20 protein-coding genes and 1 pseudogene are annotated in these 26,801 nt (G+C 55.0%); 10 read left to right on the top strand and 11 right to left on the bottom strand.

Annotated features, from left to right (window positions below):
- The first annotated feature begins 42 nt into the window (after positions 1–42).
- The 10 genes from C7534_RS20545 to C7534_RS20500 all read left to right on the top strand — a co-directional run bounded on the left by C7534_RS20545 (position 43) and on the right by C7534_RS20500 (position 10,807).
- Positions 43–513 (top strand): F0F1 ATP synthase subunit B, encoded by a 471-nt coding sequence (locus tag C7534_RS20545; RefSeq protein WP_046030898.1) that lies wholly within the window; start codon positions 43–45, stop codon positions 511–513.
- Positions 514–525: 12 nt separating this feature from the next.
- Positions 526–1,062 carry a F0F1 ATP synthase subunit delta gene (locus tag C7534_RS20540; protein ID WP_109786862.1) on the top strand — a complete coding sequence of 179 codons (537 nt, stop codon included), beginning with the start codon at positions 526–528 and terminating at the stop codon, positions 1,060–1,062.
- 21 nt (positions 1,063–1,083) lie between these two features.
- Positions 1,084–2,628 (top strand): F0F1 ATP synthase subunit alpha, encoded by a 1,545-nt coding sequence (atpA, locus tag C7534_RS20535; RefSeq protein ID WP_109786861.1) that lies wholly within the window; start codon positions 1,084–1,086, stop codon positions 2,626–2,628.
- 50 nt (positions 2,629–2,678) lie between these two features.
- Entirely contained in the window at positions 2,679–3,539 is an 861-nt protein-coding gene (atpG, locus tag C7534_RS20530; RefSeq protein WP_046030892.1) for a F0F1 ATP synthase subunit gamma, read from the top strand.
- Positions 3,540–3,566: 27 nt separating this feature from the next.
- Positions 3,567–4,946 carry a F0F1 ATP synthase subunit beta gene (atpD, locus tag C7534_RS20525; protein ID WP_007948086.1) on the top strand — a complete coding sequence of 460 codons (1,380 nt, stop codon included), beginning with the start codon at positions 3,567–3,569 and terminating at the stop codon, positions 4,944–4,946.
- A 45-nt stretch (positions 4,947–4,991) separates the two neighbouring features.
- Complete coding sequence (locus C7534_RS20520) at positions 4,992–5,417, top strand: F0F1 ATP synthase subunit epsilon (protein WP_109786860.1); 426 nt, start codon at positions 4,992–4,994, stop codon at positions 5,415–5,417.
- A 116-nt stretch (positions 5,418–5,533) separates the two neighbouring features.
- Positions 5,534–6,901 (top strand): bifunctional UDP-N-acetylglucosamine diphosphorylase/glucosamine-1-phosphate N-acetyltransferase GlmU, encoded by a 1,368-nt coding sequence (gene glmU, locus C7534_RS20515; RefSeq protein ID WP_109786859.1) that lies wholly within the window; start codon positions 5,534–5,536, stop codon positions 6,899–6,901.
- 216 nt (positions 6,902–7,117) lie between these two features.
- Positions 7,118–7,894: a DeoR/GlpR family DNA-binding transcription regulator gene (locus tag C7534_RS20510; RefSeq protein WP_109786858.1), complete on the top strand. Its 777-nt coding sequence runs from the start codon at positions 7,118–7,120 to the stop codon at positions 7,892–7,894.
- Positions 7,895–7,896: 2 nt separating this feature from the next.
- Complete coding sequence (gene glmS / locus C7534_RS20505; RefSeq protein WP_109786857.1) at positions 7,897–9,729, top strand: glutamine--fructose-6-phosphate transaminase (isomerizing); 1,833 nt, start codon at positions 7,897–7,899, stop codon at positions 9,727–9,729.
- A gap of 160 nt (positions 9,730–9,889) precedes the next feature.
- A complete protein-coding gene (locus C7534_RS20500; RefSeq protein ID WP_109786856.1) occupies positions 9,890–10,807 on the top strand; it encodes a TniQ family protein in 918 nt (305 codons plus the stop codon).
- 453 nt (positions 10,808–11,260) lie between these two features.
- On the opposite strand, the gene C7534_RS20495 is transcribed toward C7534_RS20500, so the two are convergent.
- The 11 genes and pseudogenes from C7534_RS20495 to tssI form a co-directional block, all read right to left on the bottom strand.
- Positions 11,261–13,210 carry a GAP1-N1 domain-containing protein gene (locus tag C7534_RS20495; RefSeq protein ID WP_109786916.1) on the bottom strand — a complete coding sequence of 650 codons (1,950 nt, stop codon included), beginning with the start codon at positions 13,208–13,210 and terminating at the stop codon, positions 11,261–11,263.
- Positions 13,207–14,094 carry a TRAFAC clade GTPase domain-containing protein gene (locus C7534_RS20490; RefSeq protein ID WP_109786855.1) on the bottom strand — a complete coding sequence of 296 codons (888 nt, stop codon included), beginning with the start codon at positions 14,092–14,094 and terminating at the stop codon, positions 13,207–13,209. Before C7534_RS20490 ends, C7534_RS20495 begins: the two co-directional genes overlap by 4 nt.
- Complete coding sequence (locus tag C7534_RS20485) at positions 14,091–15,026, bottom strand: TRAFAC clade GTPase domain-containing protein (RefSeq protein ID WP_256594789.1); 936 nt, start codon at positions 15,024–15,026, stop codon at positions 14,091–14,093. Before C7534_RS20485 ends, C7534_RS20490 begins: the two co-directional genes overlap by 4 nt.
- Positions 15,023–16,093: a GTPase-associated system all-helical protein GASH gene (locus C7534_RS20480; RefSeq protein WP_109786854.1), complete on the bottom strand. Its 1,071-nt coding sequence runs from the start codon at positions 16,091–16,093 to the stop codon at positions 15,023–15,025. The genes C7534_RS20485 and C7534_RS20480 overlap by 4 nt, the downstream gene beginning before the upstream one ends.
- Before the next feature lie 11 nt (positions 16,094–16,104).
- Positions 16,105–17,379, bottom strand: a complete 1,275-nt coding sequence (locus tag C7534_RS20475; RefSeq protein WP_109786853.1) for a metallophosphoesterase — start codon at positions 17,377–17,379, stop codon at positions 16,105–16,107.
- A gap of 129 nt (positions 17,380–17,508) precedes the next feature.
- A pseudogene (locus C7534_RS20470) lies at positions 17,509–17,900 on the bottom strand (transposase); the annotation flags it as partial.
- 341 nt (positions 17,901–18,241) lie between these two features.
- Entirely contained in the window at positions 18,242–18,373 is a 132-nt protein-coding gene (locus C7534_RS32880; protein ID WP_256594788.1) for a hypothetical protein, read from the bottom strand.
- A gap of 556 nt (positions 18,374–18,929) precedes the next feature.
- Positions 18,930–19,355, bottom strand: a complete 426-nt coding sequence (locus C7534_RS20455; protein ID WP_109786850.1) for a hypothetical protein — start codon at positions 19,353–19,355, stop codon at positions 18,930–18,932.
- Entirely contained in the window at positions 19,352–24,094 is a 4,743-nt protein-coding gene (locus C7534_RS20450) for an RHS repeat-associated core domain-containing protein (protein ID WP_109786849.1), read from the bottom strand. Before C7534_RS20450 ends, C7534_RS20455 begins: the two co-directional genes overlap by 4 nt.
- Entirely contained in the window at positions 24,094–24,831 is a 738-nt protein-coding gene (locus C7534_RS20445; protein ID WP_109786848.1) for a DUF4123 domain-containing protein, read from the bottom strand. Before C7534_RS20445 ends, C7534_RS20450 begins: the two co-directional genes overlap by 1 nt.
- The coding region (gene tssI, locus C7534_RS20440) for a type VI secretion system Vgr family protein (RefSeq protein WP_109786847.1) at positions 24,821–26,801 on the bottom strand (1,981 nt) is incomplete at its 5' end. The genes C7534_RS20445 and tssI, both read right to left, overlap by 11 nt.

The following is a 26,801-nucleotide window of genomic DNA, read 5'->3' as shown; positions in this document are numbered from 1 at the left end:
GAGTAATTGGTGTGATGTGTAACGAACGAGCGAGGTGTTGGCGTGAACATTAATGCAACCCTGATTGGCCAGTCCGTTGCGTTCTTCATTTTTGTGCTGTTCTGCATGAAGTTCGTGTGGCCTCCGGTCATCGCGGCTTTGCACGAACGTCAGAAGAAGATCGCGGATGGACTGGACGCTGCCGCCCGAGCAGCTCGCGACCTGGAATTGGCCCACGACAAAGTGGGTCAACAACTGCGCGAAGCTAAAGCTCAGGCAGCCGAAATCATTGAGCAGGCCAAGAAACGCGGTAATCAGATCGTTGAAGAGGCTGTTGAAAAAGCCCGTATCGACGCTGACCGTGTGAAGGTTCAGGCTCAGGCCGAGATCGAGCAGGAACTGAACAGTGTCAAAGACGCGCTGCGTGCCCAATTGGGTGCTCTGGCCGTTGGCGGCGCCGAGAAGATCCTGGGTGCCACAATCGATCAAAACGCGCACGCGGAGCTGGTAAACAAACTGGCTGCTGAAATTTAAGCGAGGGCGATCATGGCAGAATTGACCACGTTGGCCCGACCTTACGCTAAGGCAGCCTTCGAGCACGCCCAGGCCCACCAGCAACTGGCCTCTTGGTCAGCCATGCTCGGCCTGGCTGCAGCAGTGTCGCAAGACGACACTATGCAGCGCGTGCTCAAGGCCCCGCGACTGACGAGCGCAGACAAGGCCGCCACGTTTATTGACGTGTGCGGCGACAAGTTTGATGTCAAGGCACAGAACTTCATTCACGTCGTTGCCGAAAACGACCGTCTCCCGCTGTTGCCGGAGATCGCCGCTCTGTTTGACCTGTACAAGGCCGAACAAGAGAAGTCGGTAGACGTTGAAGTGACCAGTGCTTTTGCATTGAACCAAGAACAGCAAGACAAACTCGCCAAGGTTCTCAGTGCACGACTCAACCGGGAAGTGCGCCTGCAAGTCGAGGAAGACAAATCCCTTATTGGGGGCATTGTCATCCGCGCCGGCGACCTGGTTATCGATGGCTCGGTTCGCGGCAAACTCGCGAGCCTTGCCGAAGCATTGAAATCTTGAGTTTGAAGGGGCAGCAGAGCAATGCAGCAACTCAATCCTTCCGAAATAAGTGAAATTATCAAGGGCCGCATCGACAAGCTCGATGTGACCTCCCAAGCCCGTAACGAAGGCACTGTCGTCAGCGTATCTGACGGTATCGTGCGGATTCACGGTCTGGCCGACGTAATGTACGGCGAGATGATCGAGTTTCCGGGCGGCGTCTTCGGTATGGCTCTCAACCTGGAGCAAGACTCCGTAGGTGCCGTTGTATTGGGCGCATACCAGTCTCTGGCTGAAGGCATGAGCGCCAAGTGCACTGGCCGCATCCTCGAAGTTCCGGTTGGTAAGGAACTGCTGGGTCGCGTAGTCGACGCACTGGGTAACCCGATTGATGGCAAAGGTCCACTGAACAACACCTTGACCGACGCGGTCGAGAAAGTTGCTCCAGGCGTGATCTGGCGTAAGTCGGTAGACCAGCCTGTACAGACTGGCTACAAGGCTGTCGATGCCATGATCCCTGTCGGCCGTGGCCAGCGTGAGCTGATCATCGGTGACCGTCAGATCGGTAAAACCGCTCTGGCGATCGACGCGATCATCAATCAGAAAGACAGCGGCATTTTCTGCGTCTATGTAGCCATCGGTCAGAAACAATCGACCATCGCTAACATTGTTCGCAAGCTGGAAGAAAACGGCGCACTGGCTAACACGATCATCGTGGCAGCGAGCGCTTCGGAATCTGCAGCACTGCAATACCTGGCACCTTATGCCGGTTGCACCATGGGTGAATTCTTCCGCGACCGCGGTGAAGACGCGCTGATCGTTTATGACGATCTGTCCAAGCAAGCAGTGGCTTATCGCCAGATTTCCCTGCTTCTGCGCCGTCCACCAGGCCGTGAAGCTTACCCAGGCGACGTGTTCTATCTCCACTCCCGTCTGCTGGAGCGCGCATCCCGCGTTTCGGAAGAATACGTTGAGAAGTTCACCAACGGCGCAGTGACCGGCAAAACCGGTTCCCTGACTGCACTGCCGATCATCGAAACCCAGGCTGGCGACGTTTCCGCGTTCGTTCCGACCAACGTGATTTCCATCACTGACGGTCAGATCTTCCTGGAATCGGCCATTTTCAACTCCGGGATCCGTCCCGCTGTGAACGCCGGTGTTTCGGTATCCCGTGTGGGTGGTGCCGCTCAGACCAAGATCATCAAGAAGCTCTCCGGTGGTATCCGTACCGCTCTGGCTCAGTACCGTGAACTGGCGGCATTCGCCCAGTTTGCATCTGACCTGGACGAAGCGACCCGTAAGCAACTTGACCATGGTCAGCGCGTTACCGAGCTGATGAAGCAGAAGCAATACGCACCAATGTCGATTGCTGACATGGCGCTGTCGCTGTATGCCGCTGAGCGTGGGTTCCTGACTGACGTCGCAATCGCCAAGATCGGTAGCTTTGAACAAGCGCTGATTTCCTTCTTCAACCGCGATCACGCCGATTTGATGGCGAAGATCAACGTGAAGGGCGACTTCAACGACGAAATCGATGCGGGCATGAAAGCCGGTATCGAGAAGTTTAAGGCGACCCAAACCTGGTAAGCCGCAGCGGGAGCCGCAAGGCTCCCGCTTGCTAACCTGATAGGTGTTACATGGCAGGCGCAAAAGAGATTCGCAGTAAGATTGCGAGCATCAAAAGCACGCAAAAGATTACCAGCGCCATGGAAAAAGTGGCGGTCAGTAAAATGCGCAGGGCACAAATGCGCATGGCTGCTAGCCGTCCTTACGCGGAGCGCATCCGCCAGGTTATTGGTCATTTGGCCAACGCCAACCCGGAATATCGCCACCCGTTCATGATCGAGCGTGAAGTAAAGCGCGTCGGTTACGTTGTGGTGAGCTCTGACCGTGGTTTGTGTGGTGGTTTGAACACCAACCTGTTCAAGGCCCTGGTCAAGGACATGGCGGTAAACCGCGAAAACGGCGTCGAGATTGATCTGTGTGTAGTGGGTAGCAAGGGTGCGGCTTTCTTCCGCAACTTCGGCGGCAACGTCGTAGCAGCTATCAGCCACCTGGGTGAAGAGCCGTCGATCAATGACCTGATCGGCAGCGTCAAGGTGATGCTGGATGCCTACCTGGACGGCCGTATTGACCGCCTGTCCGTGGTGTCCAACAAGTTCATCAACACCATGACGCAATCGCCTACCGTGGAGCAGTTGATTCCACTGGTGGCAACCCCGGATCAAGGACTCAAGCACCACTGGGACTATCTCTACGAACCGGACGCCAAAGAGCTGCTTGACGGCTTGATGGTTCGTTACGTGGAGTCGCAGGTCTACCAGTCGGTGGTCGAGAACAACGCGGCTGAACAAGCTGCGCGGATGATCGCGATGAAGAACGCTACCGACAACGCCGGTGATTTGATCAGCGATTTGCAGCTGATCTACAACAAGGCGCGTCAGGCTGCGATCACCCAAGAGATCTCGGAAATCGTCGGCGGCGCTGCCGCGGTTTAACGGTTCAAATATTCAGAGGATCCAGCTATGAGTAGCGGACGTATCGTTCAAATCATCGGCGCCGTTATCGACGTGGAATTCCCACGCGACAGCGTACCGAGCATCTACAACGCGCTGACTGTACAAAGCGCGGCCGCAACCACTCTGGAAGTTCAGCAACAGCTGGGCGACGGCGTGGTTCGTACCATTGCGATGGGCTCCACCGAGGGCTTGAAGCGTGGTCTGGACGTCATCGACTCCGGTTCCGCCATCTCCGTACCGGTCGGTAAAGCGACGCTGGGCCGGATCATGGACGTACTGGGCAACCCGATCGACGAAGCTGGCCCGATCGACACCGAAGAGCGCTGGGGCATTCACCGTCCTGCGCCAACCTTCGCTGAACAAGCGGGCGGCAACGACCTGCTGGAAACCGGCATCAAGGCTATTGACTTGGTTTGCCCGTTCACCAAGGGTGGTAAAGTCGGTCTGTTCGGTGGTGCCGGTGTAGGCAAAACCGTAAACATGATGGAACTGATCCGTAACATCGCCATCGAGCACAGCGGTTATTCCGTGTTCGCCGGTGTGGGTGAGCGTACTCGTGAGGGTAACGACTTCTACCACGAGATGAAGGATTCCAACGTTCTGGACAAAGTGGCACTGGTTTACGGTCAGATGAACGAGCCGCCGGGTAACCGTCTGCGCGTAGCACTGACCGGTCTGACCATGGCCGAGAAGTTCCGTGACGAAGGTAACGACGTTCTGCTGTTCGTCGACAACATCTATCGTTACACCCTGGCCGGTACTGAAGTATCCGCACTGCTGGGCCGTATGCCTTCCGCAGTAGGTTACCAGCCGACCCTGGCCGAAGAGATGGGTACTCTGCAAGAGCGTATCACTTCGACCAAGAACGGTTCGATCACCTCGATCCAGGCGGTATACGTACCTGCGGATGACTTGACCGACCCGTCGCCAGCGACCACTTTCGCCCACTTGGACGCGACCGTCGTTCTGTCCCGTGACATCGCTTCCCTGGGTATCTACCCGGCAATCGATCCACTCGACTCGACTTCGCGCCAGCTGGACCCGAACGTAATCGGCCAGGATCACTACGACACTGCTCGCGGTGTACAGTACGTCCTGCAGCGTTACAAAGAACTGAAGGACATCATTGCGATCCTGGGTATGGACGAGCTGTCGGAAGAAGACAAGCAGTTGGTAAACCGTGCTCGTAAGATCCAGCGCTTCTTGTCGCAGCCGTTCTTCGTGGCTGAAGTCTTCACCGGTTCTTCGGGCAAATACGTTTCCCTGAAAGACACCATTGCTGGCTTCAAAGGCATCCTCAACGGTGACTACGACCACCTGCCAGAACAAGCGTTCTACATGGTCGGCGGCATCGAAGAAGCGATCGAGAAAGCCAAGAAACTGTAATCCCGGCGCCCGGAAACGGGCGCTAATTTAGGTTGAGGCAATCAGATGGCTATGACAGTCCATTGCGATATCGTCAGCGCGGAAGGAGAAATCTTTTCCGGCCTGGTCGAGATGGTGATTGCGCACGGTGCTCTGGGTGATCTTGGTATCGCTCTGGGTCACGCGCCGCTGATCACTAATCTCAAACCGGGTCCGATCCGCCTGATCAAGCAGGGCGGGGAAGCCGAGGTGTTTTACATCTCCGGTGGTTTCCTCGAGGTTCAGCCGAACATGGTCAAAGTACTTGCCGATACCGTGCAACGTGCTGTCGACCTGGATGAAGCCTCTGCTCAGGAAGCCGTTAAGGCTGCCGAGAGGGCCTTGCATGACCGTGGTGCAGAATTCGACTACGGTGCTGCTTCCGCACGTCTGGCCGAGGCAGCAGCTCAGCTGCGCACCGTCCAGCAGATCCGCAAGAAGTTCGGTGGCTAATTGCCTGCGACTTGTTGCGCGATTGATTAAAAAGGGTAGCCTCGGCTACCCTTTTTTCTTTTCCGACTTTCATAATCTGGTCGCAGCCGCTGACCACCCAGGATTGGTAGCCAGTCATGTCTCTTGAAATCGTTATCCTCGCTGCTGGCCAAGGCACGCGCATGCGTTCGGCATTGCCGAAAGTTCTGCACCCGATTGCCGGCAACTCGATGCTTGGCCATGTTATCCACAGCGCCCGGCAACTTGATCCACAGCGTATTCATGTGGTCATTGGTCATGGAGCCGAAGCGGTGCGTGAGCGCCTGGCGGCGGACGACCTGAATTTCGTCCTCCAGGACAAGCAACTGGGTACCGGTCATGCGGTGGCGCAGGCCGTGCCGTTCATCGAGTCCGATACCGTACTGATTCTCTACGGTGATGTGCCGCTGATTGAGGTCGAAACCCTGCAACGCCTGCTCAAGAAAGTGGCGCCGCAGCAACTGGGTTTGCTCACCGTTGAGCTGGACGACCCTACCGGTTATGGCCGCATCGTCCGCGATGCCGACGGCAAGGTCACGGCGATCGTCGAGCAAAAGGACGCCAACGAAAAAGAGCGCGCAATCACTGAAGGCAACACTGGCATTCTGGCCATGCCTTTCGAACGCCTTGGCAACTGGATGAGTCGTCTCTCCAACAACAATGCCCAGGGCGAGTATTACCTGACAGACGTGATCGCCATGGCGGTCAGCGATGGTCTGATCGTGGCCACCGAGCAACCTCATGACGCCATGGAAGTGCAGGGCGCCAATGATCGCAAGCAACTCTCCGAACTGGAGCGCCATTATCAGCTGCGCGCCGGCCGTCGCTTAATGGCTCAAGGCGTGACCCTGCGTGACCCGGCCCGTTTCGATGTGCGCGGTGAAGTCACCGTTGGCCGCGACGTGCTGATCGATATCAACGTGATCCTCGAAGGCAACGTCGTCATCGAAGATGACGTGGTGATCGGCCCGAACTGCGTGATCAAGGACAGCACCCTGCGTAAAGGTGTCGTGATCAAGGCCAACAGCCACATTGAAGGCGCCATTCTGGGTGAAGGCAGTGACGCCGGCCCATTCGCCCGCCTGCGGCCAGGCACTGTGCTTGAAGCTCGCGCGCATGTGGGTAACTTTGTTGAACTGAAGAACGCACACTTGGGTGAAGGCGCCAAGGCGGGTCATTTGAGCTATCTGGGCGACGCCGAGATCGGTGCGCGGACCAACATTGGCGCGGGCACCATTACGTGCAACTACGATGGCGCCAACAAGTGGAAGACGGTGCTGGGTGAAGATGTGTTCATCGGTTCCAACAACTCGTTGGTGGCACCTGTGGATATCTTGTCAGGTGCGACCACGGCGGCCGGTTCGACGATTACCTCGACTGTGGATAAATCCCAGTTGGCGGTAGGGCGAGCTCGTCAGAAGAACATCGATGGCTGGAAACGGCCGGAGAAGATCAAGAAGAGCTGAGTTATCCACATACCTGTTGTCAGCCTGATTTATTCACAGTCTGCACAACTGCATTCGCGGGCCAGCCCGCTCCCACAAGGATCTCCCAATTCCTGTGGGAGCGGGCTGGCCCGCGATGCTTTTACCCATAGACATTTTATCGCTATCCGCTTGACGAACTTTCGCTGATAGGTTTTGATTGCTTCCGTTATCTTTCGAATCGAAACTTACAAGCCCATGTCGAAGCGCAATACACCCCAACGCCGGCACAATATTCTCACCTTGCTCAATGAGCAGGGCGAAGTCAGTGTGGATGAGCTGGCGAAGCGCTTCGAAACTTCTGAAGTTACGATTCGCAAGGACTTGGCAGCGCTCGAAAGTAACGGCCTGCTGCTGCGCCGTTACGGCGGAGCAATCACCATGCCTCAGGAACTGGTGGCCGACATCGGCCAACCGATCTCCAAATACAAACAAGCCATTGCTCGCGCCGCCGTCCTGCGCATTCGCGAGCATGCACGCATCATCATCGACAGCGGCAGCACCACGGCGGCCATGATTCCGGAACTCGGCCAGCAGCCGGGTCTTGTGGTGATGACCAACTCGCTGCACGTTGCCAATGCCTTGAGCGAACTTGAACACGAGCCGGTGCTGTTGATGACCGGCGGGACCTGGGATCCGCATTCCGAGTCTTTCCAGGGGCAAGTCGCCGAGCAAGTATTACGCTCCTACGACTTTGACCAATTGTTCATCGGTGCCGACGGCATCGATCTGGTTCGCGGTACGACCACCTTCAACGAATTGCTGGGTTTGAGCCGAGTCATGGCCGAAGTCGCCCGTGAAGTCGTCGTGATGGTGGAGGCCGACAAGATCGGTCGCAAAATTCCCAACCTGGAGCTGCCGTGGAGCAGTGTCCATACCCTTATCACCGATGATCGCCTGCCCCTGGAGGCTCGCGATCTGATACAGGCGCGCGGTATCAATTTGATTTGCGCAGCTATCAGTCAGGAGAAATAGCCATGTGTGGAATTGTCGGCGCAGTCGCAGAACGTAACATCACCGCCATCCTGCTCGAAGGCCTCAAGCGCCTGGAATACCGTGGCTATGACAGCGCCGGTGTGGCGGTCTTCACCAACGATGAAAAACTCGAGCGTATGCGTCGTCCGGGCAAGGTCAGCGAACTGGAAGCGGCGCTCGAAGCCGAGCCACTGGTCGGCCGCCTCGGCATTGCTCACACCCGTTGGGCCACACACGGCGCACCCTGCGAGCGCAACGCACACCCGCATTTCTCCGGCGACCTGGCCGTGGTGCACAACGGCATCATCGAAAACCACGAAGCCTTGCGTGAGCAGCTCAAAGCCTTGGGTTACGTGTTCACCTCGGACACCGACACCGAAGTTATCGCTCACCTGCTGAACCATAAACTCAAGGACCTGCACGATCTGACCGCCGCCCTGAAGGCGACTGTCAAAGAGTTGCACGGTGCTTACGGTCTGTCGGTTATCAGTGCTCATCAACCGGATCGCCTGGTTGCGGCCCGCAGCGGCAGCCCGTTGGTAATTGGCCTGGGCCTGGGTGAAAACTTCTTGGCTTCCGACCAACTGGCACTGCGTCAGGTCACTGACCGTTTCATGTACCTGGAAGAAGGCGATATTGCTGAAATCCGCCGTGACAGCGTGCAGATCTGGGACGTGAATGGCAAAGCCGTCGAGCGTGAAACCGTGCAGTACCGCGACGGTGCCGAAGCCGCGGACAAGGGCACGTTTCGCCACTTCATGCTCAAGGAAATTCACGAACAACCCGCCGTCGTGCAGCGTACCCTCGAAGGTCGTCTGAGCCCCAACGGCGTGTTGGTACAGGCATTCGGCCCACAGGCCGCCGAACTGTTCGCCAAAGTGCGCAACGTACAGATCGTTGCCTGCGGCACCAGCTATCACGCCGGCATGGTTGCCCGTTACTGGCTCGAAGAACTGGCCGGTATCCCGTGCCAGGTCGAAGTCGCCAGCGAATTCCGCTACCGCAAGGTGGTGGTGCAGCCAGACACTCTGTTCGTGACCATCTCGCAGTCCGGTGAGACGGCCGATACCCTGGCCGCGTTGCGCAATGCCAAGGAATTGGGCTTCCTCGCCAGCCTGGCGATCTGCAACGTCGGCATCAGTTCGCTGGTGCGTGAGTCCGACCTGACGCTGCTGACCCAAGCCGGTCGTGAAATCGGCGTGGCGTCGACCAAAGCCTTTACCACCCAACTGGTGGGTTTGCTGTTGCTCACCCTGTCCTTGGGTCAGGTACGCGGCACGTTGGCCAAAGGCGTCGAAGCCACGTTGGTCGAAGAATTGCGTCGTCTGCCAACCCGCTTGGGTGAAGCCTTGGCCATGGACAGCACCGTGGAGAAAATCGCCGAACTGTTCGCCGAGAAAAACCACACGCTGTTCCTCGGCCGTGGTGCGCAATTCCCGGTAGCGATGGAAGGGGCCCTGAAACTCAAGGAAATTTCCTACATCCACGCTGAAGCCTACCCGGCGGGCGAACTGAAACACGGCCCGTTGGCACTTGTGGATAACGACATGCCAGTGGTGACCGTGGCGCCGAACAACGAGCTGCTGGAGAAGTTGAAATCCAACCTCCAGGAAGTCCGCGCCCGTGGTGGCCAACTGATCGTCTTTGCAGACGAAAAGGCTGGCATGACCAACGGCGAAGGCACGCACGTTGTCCACATGCCGCACATCCACGACACCCTGTCGCCGATCCTCTACACCATCCCGCTGCAATTGCTGTCGTACTACGTGGCTGTCTTGAAAGGCACGGACGTTGACCAGCCGCGTAACCTGGCGAAGTCGGTGACGGTGGAATAAGTTATCCACAGGTGATCGAAACGGTAAATTTAGAGAATAAAAACTGTCGCTGGTGAATAAAAACTGTCGCAGGAGGAAGAAGGCCGGTCGGCCTCCTACCTCTGTGGCAGGCGCCCAGCCTTAAGTCGCATGCTTATGCGGACGAATCTTGTGAACAGAAATGCTTTTAAAAATACAAAGTGGCGAATCTGTGCATTCTTACATCGACAGGAATATTTCCCTGAATTGGAGGGATCCCTCTGCGAGATTTTTCAAAGCTTTTTCCAAATCAAACCTTTCATTCTCAGAGTTAAAGACTATCGCTTCAACTATGGGGTGGTTAGGTTGTCGAGGTCTAAATCGCCTTCTCCATTTTCATACGGAATACCCTGTCTATTCAGTGATTAAAAATGGCCAAAATCTTTCTTATTCCCAAGATGCTTACATAAGCCAAGCAAAGTGGATGGGCGCGAAAAGGCAAGCTTTTAGTTTCTGCCCAGACTGCATAAGAGAAGACATACTTACGCTCGGATTTCCTTTTTGGCATAGATTGCACCAAAAAAATATCGAGGTTTGTGAGAAACATAACGTGCTTTTGCAAAGAGTCTGCCCTTTCTGTCAAAAAGGGTTTTATTTTGATAATCACGGTCTAGATGTTATATGGAATGGCTGCGATAGCCGCAGTCTCGCAGAAACTGTAGCGATTGCTAACAATGACCCAATAAAATATAAGAGGTCTAAACTTTTAAACGAAATGTATCATTGTGGCTTTCATATTTCCGAACAGGCTGCGCTCAAAGTTTTATATGAAAAGCTCTCATCGGTTGATTATCAAAATTTCCTGCCAGCTCAAAATGCAGATTTATATATTGATCATCTAAAATTAACAGTTTCAAGGTTGAATCTTAAAATATTTAATAGTCGCGTTCAATTAAGCATTACTGGGTTGTGCTTTGAAGCAATAATGCTTGCATATGAGGATTTTGATAGCTTTTTAAGTGATATTAAATGTCACGATAATGCGTTACGTCCGATAGATTCGTTGTGGGGGACTTATCAAGCAGGGGGTGGATCTTGTTTTAATTACATAACTGTTTAGAACCGAGTAAATCGCCATCTGATCGATTCTCTCAGCTCTCTCGTAAGGAAGCTCTTCGTCGTACCCTTCGTAGTCATCCTTGGTTCCATCTTTTAAACGAGCTTCGATGTTCACAACTTACCGCTTTGCTCAATGCTGACCGACAGTCTTTGGAGTTCGGCTGCATCGACCTACTGCTAGGCAATGTGGCGATTAGCGATACCGTTTTATCGGCCGCTCGCTCAAGTCGATCCTTCACTGCGGACCAGCCATAGCGGTCGGCTATAGACCGGTCGCTGCTGGGGAATACGTCCCTCGGAAACAGCCGATCACCACAGTATTTAGGTCAATGAGTGTAGTCAGGCTGCATTTGAGTATTTTTAATCTAAATATTCCTTGGTGATACCCGACAAGGCCGCGTCGCTTCCTTTCGTAATAGCCGCGACAAAGTGGCCACAAGTGAATTACCACGCCTCAGAAGTCTGCGGCTTTCGCATATCGCTTCCCGCCTGGAACGTCTGACGCTGCATCGGCAAGCATTACCCTCCCTTTCCGAGTTGCAGATAACTTGGCGTAACTTTGAGTCGGCCACTGAAATCGAACGTAAGCGTTTGCTATCGCTAAACGGAAGCGCAGAGCTATGTCCCACCCACGAAACCAACCAATGTCTGGCAGTAGGTTCCCGAGTTTTTCTCTCGCGGTGTCAGATAGCTGTGATCTAAGCAACTGATCATGTATGACATCAAAGAGCTTTTCGACTATGTCTATTCCGCGGCTATCTCCAGAGGAGAGCGCGATAGCAATCAAGAAACAATACAACGTGTCCGATTTCTCTGCAGGAAGATCGTTTAAAGCGTTTCTGAGAGTTGAGGTCCACAACTCGGGACCTGCTGCAATAACATTTGGAGTCAGCCAACCCAAAAACTCGGCCATAGCGTAAAGCTGGCTCGTGCAAGATACAAAGCGCCAAACCTCGGGCTGCAATATTACAGCGGGACGTTGCATAAGCGTGTGTCGCCAGGCATCTGCTACTCGGCGGCCCGCCCCCGTCGCCAATATGATTTGTCCAGCTGTAACGACGGAAAAATGCTCGAACGCTACCTTTGCCAAGGCATCGTCATTTCGGGTAAGCAATTTCGCCAATAGAGCGTCAACTCCTGCAAGCTTGTCAGGGATCAATGGAAGTAGTTCGACCAGAGCAGAGCTTTCCAGGTCAAGCACCCAATCTGCGAGCAAAAGCTCTGGACTTGCTTTCGCAATCCGCTTTCGAGCGTGGGAGGAGGCGTGCACGAGGAGCCAAGCCAGAGACTCCTTAGGTCCCCCGGTAAGAAGGTCAAACACCGATTTACCCATAGGATCAGCCGCGTCCACAGTGATCTCCACTAGGGAAATCATCTCCTCTCGCCTCTCCGGCCACAGATCAGCTAGTTTTGATACACCTGAATGTGTCGGCATTGGGAAGACAGTGTTTCCTGTGCCTGAGAGCACCGATCGCAGCAATTGTGGTTGGGCTATCGAGGCCAGATTGCCATCCACGAGGTCTTGTTTCAGGCTCTTTGCATCATCTGAAGCAGAAAATGATTCGGTGACGATTTCGATCAAGCGCTTGCCTGAATCATGCCCCCCGCCGATGTCGATGTCCCTAATTTCTACCAGCGGGAGAAACGAGCCGCGCTGACGTCGGACATCGCGCCCATACCGCCACAGAAAAGGCCTCAGTGCCCCTGCTACCCCCTCTTGAACATCAAGTGCAGCAGCCACCAGCCAAGGCTCACCCTTCACGCTAATACCTGATAGCGCTGCACTGGTTTGAGCCAGTTCTGCTGTGACGTCAAAGCGTATGGAGCCGGTGGAACGCGGAGCTCTCGAAGCAGCGGTCTGGAAACGAAGGTTACGTCTTAATCTCGGCCATTGTTGGGACCAGACAGCAAAAAGCGGAGCGTCCAGTTGTCCAGGTGAGTCGACCTCTACAGACGTCGTACCTGCAGCGTAAAGCGCCAAGAGGAGTCGCTTGACTACAGCGTTGTCGACCAACTCGGGTTGATGGACTAAGTGACTTACATCGACCGTTAATGGCTCACGATAACGCTCCTTATCAGCTAACCCAAATGGGCGGATCGCAAAGTCTTGTAATACTGACAAATCTTCAATCGATTCCAAAAGTGCTGGTTCGAGAAGAAGAGCGTGGGTCCATACACATCCCGGCCGAGACATTTCGGGTGCTGGCCAAGTGCGCATCAACACATAGCGGCCTATGGCTGGCAGCGGGAGACCAGTCCAGTAGCCCTCCGACTGATTGAAAATAGTCCCGGGAGCCAAGTCGCTGAGCTCTGTAAGAAGTGATGTTTCGCTACCCAAGGGTAGCGAGGATGCGAGTAGCCTATGCCCGTCATCATAACCAAATAGACATTGATCGAATTTCATTCTGCCGCCGACATCAGCCATACAAGGGGGGCTGTTAAGTCGTGCCCTTCGCCATCATGCCCCACAATTTGAACACGCCGACTTGGCGCAATCTTCGTCGCACCGTCAACTGCAACGTCGTCATCAAGGCGAACACCCTGTGCTGAGACACCAAAAACCTGGTAGGTAAATGACATACCGTTGGTGCGAAGAAATTGGTCCACGAGTGGCATAGTTCTAGCCAGCCACTGTTCAGGGGTATTTCCTTGATCTCGAACGAGATCCCATGCAGAAATCAATAAGGCTAACTTGCGGGTACGATAGGTGAATGGCGGGCGCAGGAGGTCGCTAAGCAACTGTACGATTCGAACCTGCGCAGGCAAAAATTTCGGTTCCCACTCTGGTGCAACGACCGGGGCATTCACATCCCCCACCGCTTGCGGAGACTCTCCCGCTAAAACAGCACCTACCGCTTCCTTTGGCAATCTTGCATTCAGATCAATGATTGATAGACCGTCTTCTTTCACATCGGCGTTGACGAAAAAGAGGATTCCATCCTCTGCATCGGCTTGCACGACAAACTCGGGTCTACAGCGTCGTTCCTCAACCTGAAGGTCAAATATTTCCCCGGCCAAGTCAGGGAAAAGTGCCGTTCCCCGTGCACCGGTTACACGATCATGTAGATAGATAGTAACGTCTGTGTCGCCAATTTGAGATGTGCGAGGGACTTTTTTAAAATTACGCCACGCATCGGCAATATTATTGAGGTAAGTAAAATCTCCTCGGTAATGGTCCATCATAAGGCGGCAGTCAGTCTCTCCTGACTCCACGAGATGCCACAGCGCTGCCAGGAAGGTAGTTTTACCTGACGCAGGTAATCCCATGATTACGAAACTAGCGTTCATGAGCTGCTTCCTCTCAACAAAAGTCGATCAAACTCGCTCACTAGTACGGGCAGCTCCGGCTCTTCCAAATGAGAGCGGGATGGCGGCGAAATCCAGCTCTGCAAAAGCCGATCCATCCCGCTGGCAGGGGCGACATTTCCATCTGGATCACGTGCCGCAGTACGAAATGTTGCTAACAGGAATTTGCCGTCTAGCAGTGCAGTAAGGTTAGCTTCAAACGCCGTCAACGCTTCCAAGGCATCCGCCGCCCCATCTCCCATTAGCAAGTCGCATTTGGTGGTAACGAGCTGGATCCGCGTTTGAGGACCAATGTCGCCAGAACCCACCAGTGCCCGAGCAATATTGCGAACGGAAGCAAATACCCCCGCGCGCATTCGTGGCTCAGCCACGCGCTGACCATCGACGATAAGCACAATCGCGGCAGCTTTCCGGATTTCTATCAGATTGGCGGCAAGCTCAGGTCTATCACGCAGTTCCCTATAAGTTTCTCCTGCACGCTCGGAAATCAGGAGATCTGTGCGTTCCAGGCTGGTTTCATCTGAAACTGCAATATGAAAGAAAGTCAGTCCGTCTTGAGCCGATGTTCGTGGGGTATCTGGGCGGTCTGCCCCATATTCTGCTCGAGACTGAAAGCTTTTCCTTTCAAAACCTTGAAGGCTCAAGCTGTGGGAAAAAAGCGTCTGTGCGAAAGGGCCGCGTAAGAACTGCTCGTACAGTTGAGCGACCAGAGTTGTTTTGCCTCCATTTCGCTCGCCAACTACTGTGATAATCGAGGCCTTTCGCCACTGTAGTAGTACCTCAGCATCCTCTATCGACAGCATCGAGGATGCAGGCAATAACTCCCAACGCAGATCCGAACTGGCAGCCTGCTCCGTCACCGACTGCTCGAAGACATCAATGTCTACGTCTACCTCTTCATTCTCATCTGTCACAGCAGTTGACCTAACAAATGTTCGCGATAGAGTTGATTTGCAAGGGTTAACGGCTCGCTCACGATGGAGGCGTCCAGGCCGGTCTTACTTGAGAAGCGCGCGTGCCATGCTCCATTCCCCATAGTCTTGGCGAGATCGATCGCAGCGGTGAATGGAGCTAGTCTGGGGGGCAACTGTGTCGAAGCGACTTCAAGACTCTCAAGATCCTCAGGGTTAAAACCGTCGATAACCTTGGAAAGCTCAACCGCCTGCGTTCCCTTCGATTTTTTGGATAAGCCGATTATTCGTTCAAGGATGGCTGGAGCGGCAACTGGACCTAGAAACGAAACTGTAGTTAAGGTGCCTAAGTCGCAGGCACCAACAACTGCGGCTTGGTGGGGGGTGAGCAAGCTGAAACTGCGCTCTACTGATCTACTATGGCCACTGAACAACCACCATAGCATCTGACTTTCTTCGCGGAGTAGGTCAACCTCTCGATCAAGCGCCTTGAGCGCTTTTGTAGACTGCGTTGCCACTGTACTAGCTGACGACTGCGTTTCCGCTCTCATTTTGCCGAGCGCTACCAGCAGTGCCGCCCAATCACCCTCTCCAATAGCCGCAATTTCTTCTTTCAACTTCGCCGTATACGTCGAGGTGACATTCGTCTCCACAGTCTGCGGCTCTCGATTCGTCACTGAAAACCGCCCAAGTGCTTCTTTTGCGTCGCGAAGTAGCCATTCGCACTCAGCAGGCTGTCGTAGCCCCATTACGCTGCCGACAATGATCGCCAAAATCGCTTCGGAGCGAGCTTTCCCAACCAGCTGTTCAAGGATCAGCGCAGCAAGCAATTTCGTTTCTCGCTCGTTGTTGACGAGACTGAAGCTTGCATCCTCTTTAGCAAACTCGTCTCTGAACCAACTCAGATCGACATCAGGACTACCGTAGTACGCGCCTACAAGATCCAAGATACCTGTTCCGACGACAGTAGAGACGATGCGATTCGCTGGCTCCTGTCGGGAGCTGATTACTTGGGGGCTGGGCGCCAACGAAGCCTGTGCGTATCGGTCTGCAAACGTAAATTTAGCCATTACCGCTCCATTCATTCTTTTTCTGCGGCCGTGACGGCCCGTGCAAACTCTTCAAGCTTCCCGCGCTCATGTGCGCGAATAAATACGCGCCGAAAACGTTCGTGATCCGGCTGCCCCATATCCTCGTCTTCGAGGAGCTCTAACCGTCCTGCAATTTCCGATTTTTTGCTGAATGACAGCCGATAGAAACGCAGTCCTAAATCTCGGATGGTGTTCATGGCCTGGCCTTCCTCGATTAGCATCGTTGCAGCGCCGATGCCCGAAATTGGCACTTCAGTTGGTATAGCCGTTACCGGGGTCACCTGAGGAGGATGCCACGGCTCCAAGTCAACATAGTGCTCAAATACCGAAGAATCCCTGTCCATCTTGGCTTGGAAGCTGCCAGGTGCCGTCTGCCACACTCTGACATGGGCTTTGAGATGAAGCTTGCGCGCTTCAGGCTCTCCGACTACAGACACCTCTAAAAAATTATATCCAGGCTCCCAGCCGGCTTCTCTCCGGTCAGGGTGAGCCGCACTTGCGGTTAGACGCATGAAGTCCCGGTTCATCTCGATCCGGTTCGTATGTATATGACCAAAAATTTGTACAGGCGCGACATCGTTGAGATGGTCAGCGAGTTCGGCATTCTGTCGCAGCCATGAAAGGTGATGGTGTGCAACCACCAGATTCACTACTCCGGTTTCGCGTGTGATCTGCAAGCTTGCGCGGTCGACAAAGAGTTCGCCCACCCGATCGTGACGACTCGATACCACGGCAGTATTCAACCCCCACAGCCGAAGGATTGAGCCATCATTGAGTTGTAGATCGCGTGTCGCTCGAGTCCTTTCCGGTGGAAGCAAATCGCAAAGAAACTGAAATGCGAACTGATTGAAATTGTCTAGGCTCTGGTAAAGCAAACGGCTGACAGCAGGGTTGCCCAAGTATTTGGCGATCTCGGCGGTTGGGTCGCTAGCTCTTTTTATTTGTCCATGAATTAGCTGCACGAGATCTTGGTCTGCCAATTCACGCACAACGTCGTGATTGCCAGGGACCACAAAGACGGATTGCATGGAGCAGCCGCAAGCATCACAGAGCGTTCGAAGCCATTCCGTTGCGAATTCGAACTCATCTTGGTCGCCGGCAAATGCGATATCACCCGATATGATAATCGCATCAGGCGCACCTAAGAGCCTGCTCTGCCGGACTACGTCACGAACCAATTCAGATCGAAGATGGAAGTTCGGGTCTTGTGCTGTGCTGATCTCAGATTTACGGAAATGAATGTCCGAGAAATGAAGTATTAGCAAGGGCCACTCCTTTGGTTTGTGCCCATCCTAATGGATCTCGGCGACGAGCGGAACTGACAGATCTGGTACGCCTGATGCTCTGAGCAGTTGCGCATCGATGGCGACCAGATGTTCTCCGAACAGTCCCTATTGCTGACACAGCACGACGAACTGGCGACAGACACCTCGGATGGCCTTGCTGTTGTCTTTTGGGAAGTTGGCGATGGTCTTAAAATCCGGCATCAAAAGCCCGGTCAACCACATCAGCTCGACGTTTCGTTGAGCTTCTCGCTCCAAACGTCGGCTCGACTGGATGCGGTTGAGATAGCCGTAGATGTAGATCTTCAGCAAGATCGCGGGGTGGTAAGCAGGCGGCCAGTATCGGCTGGAATGGCGCCTTCAAAACCCAGATTGACCAGGTCGAGTTCGTCAACGAAGACGTCGACTGCGCGAACCGGATTGGTATCGCTGACGTAGTCGTCGAGGCTCTCGGGAAGTAAGGTGCCTTAGCCTCGATGTTCACCTTGGATAAAGCGCTTCATGGGCGATCTCTGCGATGAAATCCTCAGAAATCATAGCAAGGGTTCAAGAAAGCGTTTTTACACACTCTGGGCCATTAGGTGCCGGTCGGAATGACCGGGGCCGGCCCAAAAGTTGACGCCCAGCTACATCAATATCGTGGTCTGTCCTCGATATTTGTCTGGCTGCTGGGCAGCAATCTACCCGCGGTGAATTGGGCTGCCACAAAGTTCATCGCCGTTTACAAATGTCGCATTCAAATCGAAGATGTTCCCGAGATGTCAAAATCGAGCATTTAGCTTTGACCTATCCTGACTCTCATGTTGATGTATAGCTCCGCCATGTAAGGCGGGACTTTTACAGGTCACTTACCTTTTTTGTGCTTATGTACGTCTAGATCCGGATGTTTGGGTTTGTTCTCAGGGGTAACACTACGGCGCTGGTCTGTTTTGCCTGTCGAATCAGCGATCGGTTTTGGTCCAGGTTTGATACTCATATAGTTATCTCCTTCAATTGATATGTACATGCCTTTGCAAACCATCACCGTGTAGTTATCCGCCCAGCACGGGCACATGAACACGGGCACACCTGACACTGTAGCTTGCATATCAGCCTTCAGCCTTCAGCCTTCATCCTTGTTTCCCTCTTCCCTGCGGGCATACCTGCCAAGCTATTTCCTGGGTAATCGCTATCCCGCGCTCTGACTGGTCAAGTTTCGGTTGGCCTCGTCGTACTCGGGGCTGGTTTGGCTGCTCTCTGGGATGGTCTGTCCGCTTGCGAGCCATCGCGTTTACTGCGGGAGGACTATCACGAGTAAATCGATCTCTCTGTACTAAGTTCAAGGATCGCCGCCGACTCTCTGTTTTGGTGAAAATGTGACCCAACCTGCATGGTGTTGCATTGGCTGAAGGTCATCGTCGATTTTCCATCCTCGACGTAGATTCGGGACAAACCACAGCAGTGTTCACCACTAGGCCCGTAAGCTTGAAACATTTGGCCCAATGCCCAGGATCAATTGGCACGGTTAGAAAAACCTATTTATCTAATTATTTCTAAGATAAATACCATGTAAGAAACTCATAAAAACTATGCCATTTTATCCCCTGCTTTCCAGCTAAAAACTCATCTCTGCTAGCAAGACTAAAATCTAAAACCTCACCGCTATTTTTATCATATAAATAACAACCTTCACCTTGTACATTTGTGAGGCAGATGAAATTCTCGGGAAGCTCCCACACTTCATGGATAAAGTCGGTGCCAACTTTTATCTCATTGCTCGGGTCGGCGATATCACATAGTTCTTCATCTGAAGAGTTGCTCCTAAAAAATGTTATCGTATATTTTAAAAAAAACTCTGACAGCTCACTATCTAAGCTTATGTCCAGCGCTGTCAGGGCCTCAATGACGGAGCGTTTATCTGTCCGGTGAATATCGCCAGGCTGCTTTTCGATTAGTTGAATCAGCTCATTCGGGATCATTTAGAGGTCTCTGCTGCTCGATCTTTCCAGTATTGTGGGACTTCTTTCTTAAAGAGCTCTCTATCTACAGGCGCATCTGGGTGTTGGTTATGTCCGTAGGGGTGAACTGCTTCTCGGCCCTGGCCTTTTAAGGTTGTAAGATGAGTCTTACGACTTAGCTCAAAAAGCGGCCCCTTACCGTTTTGCCTAGAGTGGTGCAGCTGAAGCTGTTGAGGAACCCCATCTTTCATGATGTATGGCGCGCCGCCTTCTTTTGCTCTATCCAAATTCGACATGCCTTTGTGTTCTAAATCCCAGTCGATATCCTGTTGGTAAACTTTGTATTCATTCCCTGTACCTTTTCCACTTGCTTTCCATTTGGTTTCAGTTTTGAAAAAAACCGGATTCTTACCACTTTCGGGTCGCGGGGCATCAGGGGCTCCTTCGTTTACCTTAGCGCCAGTTTCAGGAGACTCAAGTCCTGATGCTGGCTTACACCCATCCGCACCCGGACAATTATCCAACCCCAACGGATCCACCCACCCCGTAGGGTTAGGCACGTACTGGTAGTTGTTCAACCCACCCGCAAGCTTGATCGGATCCGGCGTCAGATACCGCCCAGTCCCCGGATTGTAGTAGCGATGCCGGTTGTAGTGTAAGCCCGTCTCCGTATCGAAGTACTGCCCCTGAAAGCGCAATGGGTTGTCGATTTCAGCCACATCCAGCGCGGCGAGGTTACCGTAGGCGCGGTACTTGGCGGACCACATGATCTCGCCGCTGTAATCAGTGAGTTCCTGCGGTGTGCCGAGGTGGTCGAGTTGGTAGTAAAACGGCGTCGCTTTCAGCGAGCCTTCGCCGTCGAGCATCGCCAGTGGGCGGAAGCTACCCGGTTCATAAATGTAACTGCGATAGCGGTTGTCAGCGCTTTCGGCGACGAGGCGTTCGCCTTGCCAGAGGAACTCGGTGGTACTTCCGTCGACGATTTTTTCGATGCGGCGGCCGAAGGCGTCGTACTTGTAGCTCGCGACGCTACCGCCCGGCAGGCTGGCGCCGATCAGGCGGTGCTGGCAGTCGTAGCGGTATTCGGTGACGAGTTTTTGCCCGGTACCGCGGCGTTCGCGGATCAGGTTGCCGTAGGCGTCGTAGTCGTAATGGCGGTCGCCTTGCATCAGCAGGCGGTTGCCTTTGATGTTGGCCAGGTTGGCGCTGGCTTGGTCGCCTTGGCCCAGCAAGTTGCCGGCTGGGTCATGGGCGAAGCTTTCCGGGGTGCTGCCACGGACGTTGATCAGGCGATCAAGCGGGTCGTAGTGGTAACTGCGATTGCCTTTGCGGCTGTCGTCGATGCCGGCGAGGTTACCGTTGGCGTCGTAGGCGTAGCGCCTGCGGAACAGGTTGCGTTCCTGCTGGCTAACGCTGTGCGCCTGCAATCGACCTTGCTCGTCGTATTGGTATTGGCTCAGCAATAGGCCTTGTTGGCGCTGGAGTTCGCGACCGGCAGTGAACTGATGGGTCGTGAGGCGTGAGCCGTTGAGGTCGATGCTGCTCAGTCGGCCGCCGGACTGATGACGGTAGTCGAGTTTGCTGCCGTCGGGGAGCCGGCAATGACTGAGTTGACCGAGGGTGTCGTACTCATAACGCAGAGTGCCCCAGCCTTGGTGCTCCGTGATCAGGCGGTCTTGCAGGTCATATTCATAGGCGAGCGGCCAATGGCCATCGTCGACGTTGACCAGGCGCCCAAGCGCGTCGTAGCTGTAGTGAATTTCCTCACCGTCAGCCAGGGTTTTCACCAGCAAGCGACCAGCAGCATCGCGTTGGTACTCGGTGATCAGCTCACTGCCGTCGTCACCGAACTCGGTTTTCTTCAGCAACTGGCCGTTAAGGTCGTACTCGTAGGCCGTGCGGCGCCCGTCGAAGCCGGTTTCCTGCTGGATCAGGCCGTTGGCGTAGTAATCGAGGTGGTAGTGCTCGCCACGTTCGTTTTCGATCTCGGTCAGCAATAAGCGCGAGTTGTCATAGCGGTAGCGCAGTTGGCTGCCGTCCGGATTGAGGCGGCGGCTAACCAGGTGCAGGTCATCGGCGTACTCGTAGCGCGTGACACGGCCCAGTTCGTCGCGTTCGGCCGTGACTTTGCCGTAGGCGTTGTAGGTGAATGCACGGGTGGCGCCACCGGGCAGAGTGACTTGTGCGAGGCGATTGACGGCGTCCCATTGGTATTGAGTGATCGCGCCGGTTTCTTCCTGGCGGGTGATCTGCCGGCCCAAGGCATCGTAACGGTATTTGCGCTGACCGCCGTCGGGCAACTGTTCTTCCAGCAGTTGGCCGAGGTTGTTCCAACCCAGTTGGTGGCGACTGCCATCGGTGTGGCGGATTTCCAGCAGACGGCCTTGGCGATCGTAGCTGTAGAGGGTGGCGTTGCCATCCGGGTCGATCTGTTGGGTGATGTCGCCCTGGTTGTTGCGCTGATATTTCCAGGTGGCTTTGCCGCGATGGACTTCACTCACCAAACCATTGCTGTACTCATATGACGTGGGCTCGTCCTCCGGCGGAACTACCTCTACCAAGTCACCCACCTCGTCATAGCGGTACTCGGTCACGGCGCCCAGTGGATCTTTTTCTGCAATCAGACGGCCCTTGTCGTCGTAGGCCTTGAGGTGTTCAGCACCATCAGGATCGACTCTGCTGATCAGTCGCGCCTGGTCGTCGTGGGTATAGACCTCTTCACTGCCATCGGCCTCGGTGGAGGTGACACTGCCTTTGTCATCCCAGGCGTAGCGTTGATCCATCTGAGAGAAGTTCGCCCAGTGATGGATACAGCGTGCTGCTTTGCCCGAAAGTTCCCACTCCCAATAGAAACTCGCCCCACCCGCCAGTTGCCGCTCAAGAATCACGTTCTGATCGTCGTAGGCATAGCGTTCGGTTTCACCGGCGGCGTTCTTCGCTTCAATCAGGCGATGCTGCGCGTCATAGCTGTACGTGACCAACGTCTGGACGGTGTTCCAGGCGTCTTCCAGATTGTCTGCCGGCAGGAACTGCTGATAATCGACGGCGACGATGTGCTTGCGGTCGTAACGCAAGAGAAGGGCGCGACCGGCACCATTATCGAGGCGTTTAATCCGGCCGTGAATGTCACGGGTGATGTGCAACCGGTTGCCATAGCTGTCGCTGATGGCGATCAGCGTGGCGCCCTTGCTGTCGTAGCGGAAGTGGTAAAAACGGGAGCGAACACCGGCTTGCGCGAGGATCAATTCAGACGGGTCGTCGCCCAAAAAAATGGCTGCGCGTGACAATGTGTTGGTAATGGTCGGGCGTTGTTCGCTGGGCAATGGAAACGCCATCGAGCGATTTTCATGGTCAGTCCAGAGGACTTCCTCGCCGTTGATTTCAATACGTTGCGCCAGCGCATGACTCCAGCCGTAACCCAGGCCGCAGTCGATTTCTGCAGCGCTGGTGCGGTACAGGCGTGTCCATTCGAAGGGCAATAGCCCATCGAGTTGGCCATCAGTCAGGGTCAACAGTTCTTCACCCGTGACCATCGAGACCGGGCAGCCTTTCTTTTGGGTCTTGCTGTCTGAGTCAACGTTCTGATTGTTACCGTTCTTGCCACCTTTGGATGCATCGGGTCTGGCTTTTTTGCCAGCAAGCTTGGTGTTTTTTCTGCCATCAAAACGCAGCAGCGCCTTCCCTTTTTTGACTTGAGCTGTCACTCCACGGGCGGCGACCACGACGTACTTTTCCACGTACCCCATGAAGCTTTTGATGATGTTGAACAGGGATTTCACGAAGCCTGTCACGGCCTTGATAACAATTTCGCCGTATTTCTTTAAGCGGGCAGCCAGGTAAATGAGACCGGTACCTTCTGCTGCGACGGTCAGCACCACCGAAATTACGATGTCGATCAGAATCCCAACGACCGCCGCCGTGGTCATTTTCGCCGCCTTGCCGGCCATCTGGGTCGGTGGTAAACCGGCAAGCCAGATTGCCGCACTGCGTACCATTAGAAACAGGGCCGCCTCGTCGCTGGCGAGCAACATGGCTTTTTTCATGACGTCCGGTGCTTCTTTGGCCAGTTTGACCAGTTCTTGGGCACCTGCTCCCAAGTCTGCGGCAAATTTCATCGGATTCTGAAGTATGTCGAGGACCAGAGTAATCCCGTCCCAGACACCTTTGATGGCTTCCCAGCCGCCTTCCAAAATACCGCTACCAATCGCCATGGCTGTGGCTGAAGCTGACTGAGTTTTCCATTGGGGCTTAAAGCCGGCCCATTCTTTGCGCAGGAAGCCTTCCAAGTCAGCACTTAAACCGTCATAGGATTTGAACAGGGCGTCGAGCTGCGAAGGTGTCACTTCATTGTGAACGCGTATTTTGTAAGACTTACCCGGCACTCCGCCGGTCCAGCTGGCTTTGCCTTGAGCATCCAGTTTGACTTTGCTGACCGCACCGCCATCCACCTCGACGATTTCAACTTCAATGCCGCCCAAAGGAATGTCGTAGACCGATTCGAACTTGCTCTCGATCAGCAACGGGCCCTTGAGCGGACACTTGGCTACGTACGAGCTGAAGTCGCCATCAGTAACACTGACAGCTTTGCTGGTGTTACCGACTTTGATTACCCGCTCCATGCCCAGCAGAGATGGTAAATCCCCCTTTCTGCTGACAGCGTCGGCGGTATTGGCGTACCAGGTTTTGGTTTGTTCCTGGTACAGCTTCAGACTGTCCTTGAACGTACTCAGTTGGTTATCAACGTAGGCAACGCGATCCATCAGCCTTGCTCCAGAATCAGGTGGTTTAACAGTGCTTCATTCAGGTTTTTCGGAGCATCTGGCCGGCGCACGAAGCGTGCGACTTTCAGCTTCAGGTTGCTCTCGGGGTAAGCGGCGTAGATGTCTGGACGTTCCTCTTCCAGCCACTGCATCAAGTTGTCGATCAGGGTGGATTGGTCTTGGGTGGCCAAGCTGTCGAGCAAGTGCTGCGGTACTTCCCACCAAGGCCAATCCTTCGCCACCGGCACCATGCGCGGCCTAACCTCCAGCCGCTTGCCGTTAATCAGATACCGATCAAACACCGGCAGCACTTCCCCCGCAGCATCACCTAACCCCTCCAGAATCGGGTAGATATGCCGCCCATCCCAGAACCGGAAAAACACTTCGGTCCCATCGGGCATGCGCACTTGGGTCAGGCTGCGAAGGTGTTCAAAGACCACCTCCGGCGTGCTGGTTGAAACCGCCAGCCATCCCCAGTCCTGCGCGTCCGTTTCGGCAATCCACGACAGAAAACCCGAGTTCGGCTTCAACTCGGTGAAGTAAGGCATTACCTGTTGCCAACTCGCGTAGGGTGTTCCGCCCCAGATCGGGGTGGCCTGGGTGGTGGGTTCATTTTGATAAAGCGTCTTCAGCGCGTCGGCATCGCTGGCCGCACTGACCATCAGATAAAGCCGTTCACCCGCTTGCAACGGCCGTTCAGCCAACCACGCCTGTGGCGTCAAAAGATCAGCTTGCACAAACACCTGCCTTGCATTTCTCGCATTCTTCACAGAACGGCGCGTTACGTTTGAGGGTGTTCACCTGCGCCGGCGTCAGTACCGCCCCAGCCTTGTCCGCATCGGCCTGTTTCAAAACCCCCGGCATCAACGGTGCAGCGCCGGTGCCGCTGCCTGGGCTGCCGCCGGAGTTCATGTTAATCACCGGGCCGCTCAGGGTTACGCCGCTGGCGTCGATCTTGATGAAGCTGCCGCCGGCCTTGAGCGTCAGTTCGCTGCCGGCTTCGAGCACGACTTTCATGCCGCTGCTCAGGTGGATTTCCTGGCCGGCTTCGATGAACTGGCCGGTGCCGATCTTGATGTGCTGGTTTGCACCCACGGTCAGGTGGTCATTGGCGCGTGCTTCGACTTTGCGGTCGGCGTACACCGTGTGGTGTTCTTCGGCCTTGAATTCGCTGTAGCTGTTTTGCTCGACGGTGTCGTGGCGTTCGTTGCCGACGCGGATTTTCTGGTCGTGTTCGACGTTTTCGTCCCAGTCGCGCTGGGCGTGCAGGAAGATTTGTTCCTGGCCCTTTTTGTCCTCGATGCGCAGTTCGTTGAAACCACCGCCACCGGGGGAGCTCAGGGTCTTGAAGGTGCTGCGGGTCTTGTTCGCCGGCAGCGGATACGGGACGACGTTTTCCTTGTGGTACAGGCAGCCGCTGATCAGCGGTTGGTCGGGGTCGCCTTCGAGGAAGGTGACGAGCACTTCCATGCCGATGCGTGGAATGGCGATGCCGCCGTAGTGGGCGCCGGCCCAGGCGGAAGAGACGCGCAGCCAGCAGCTGGTCTTGTCATCGGCCTGGCCTTCGCGGTCCCAGTGGAATTGCACTTTGACGCGGCCGTACTCGTCGCAGTGGATCTCTTCACCTTTCGGGCCGGTGACCACGGCGCTTTGGCTGCCGAGGATTCGTGGCTTGGGATGCTGCAGTGGCGGGCGATTCGGCACGTCCCACGGGGTGGCCTGGAAGCGGTTGCGGTATCCCTGGTGGAAATCGTCCTTAAGGTTGGTCGTGTGGCTGGTGACCGATTCTTCCAGCACTTGCGGCTGTTTACCTTCGTGGAGGATTTCGGTGAGCAGCCACAGGTCGTTCCATTTGGCTTTCGGGTGTTGGGTCAGGGCCAGGAAGTGGCCGCTGACCAGTATCGGCTGATCGCTTTTGCCTTCGGCGAGCTGGAAGTCGCTGCGGTGACGTTCGAGGGCGCGTTTGGCCAGGTGCTTGCCGCGTTCGCGGTCGAGGAAGCGACCGGGGTAGTCGTAGTCTTCGAGGTCGGGCAGGGCGTCGCCACGGTTTTCGCTTTCGAGGGTGATGCTCGGTTTTTCGAAGTCGTAGTCGCGGCGGGTGGTGCGGCTGGTGCGGGTTTCCAGGCGCAGGTCGAAGCGCTTGATCACCGGGTCGTTGGCGACCATGCCGGAGTCTTGCTGGTAGGCCACGGGTGCGAGTTTCGGGAACACCGTCTGGTCATCGCCGAACACCAGTTTGTGGGCCGTGGCGCTGTGCTGGAAGTGGTAATGGATACCTTCTTCCTCGCACAGGCGCTGGATGAACTGCAGGTCCGATTCATCGTATTGAACGCAGTAGATGCGCTCGGGATAAGTCGCCCCGACTTTGAATTCGTAGGCGTTGCTCTGGATACCGTGCTCTTCGAGGACCTTGCCGATGATTTTCGGCACGTTGAGGTTCTGGAAGATGCGTTGGTTGATGCGGTGCGCGAGGTAGAACAGTTGCGGACGCAGGGTCACTGCGTAGCGGGTCAGGCGTTTGCCGGAATCACCCTGGGCGGCGCGGTAGATCTGGCCGTGAATGCCGCTGCCGTCCGGCGAGAGCTGCAGGAAGGCCGGTTTGTGCAGCAGGGTTTCGAGGTCCAGGGACGGCTGTTCACTGACCAGCTCCACCTCAAACACGAACGGTTGGCTGATCGCCTCCCGACCTTGCAAGGACAGCACCTGC

Source organism: Pseudomonas sp. OV226 (genome assembly GCF_003148705.1).
In the GTDB taxonomy this organism is placed as follows: domain Bacteria; phylum Pseudomonadota; class Gammaproteobacteria; order Pseudomonadales; family Pseudomonadaceae; genus Aquipseudomonas.
The sequence above is the reverse complement of the archived record's forward strand: the minus strand, read 5'-3'. Positions and strand labels throughout refer to the sequence as shown.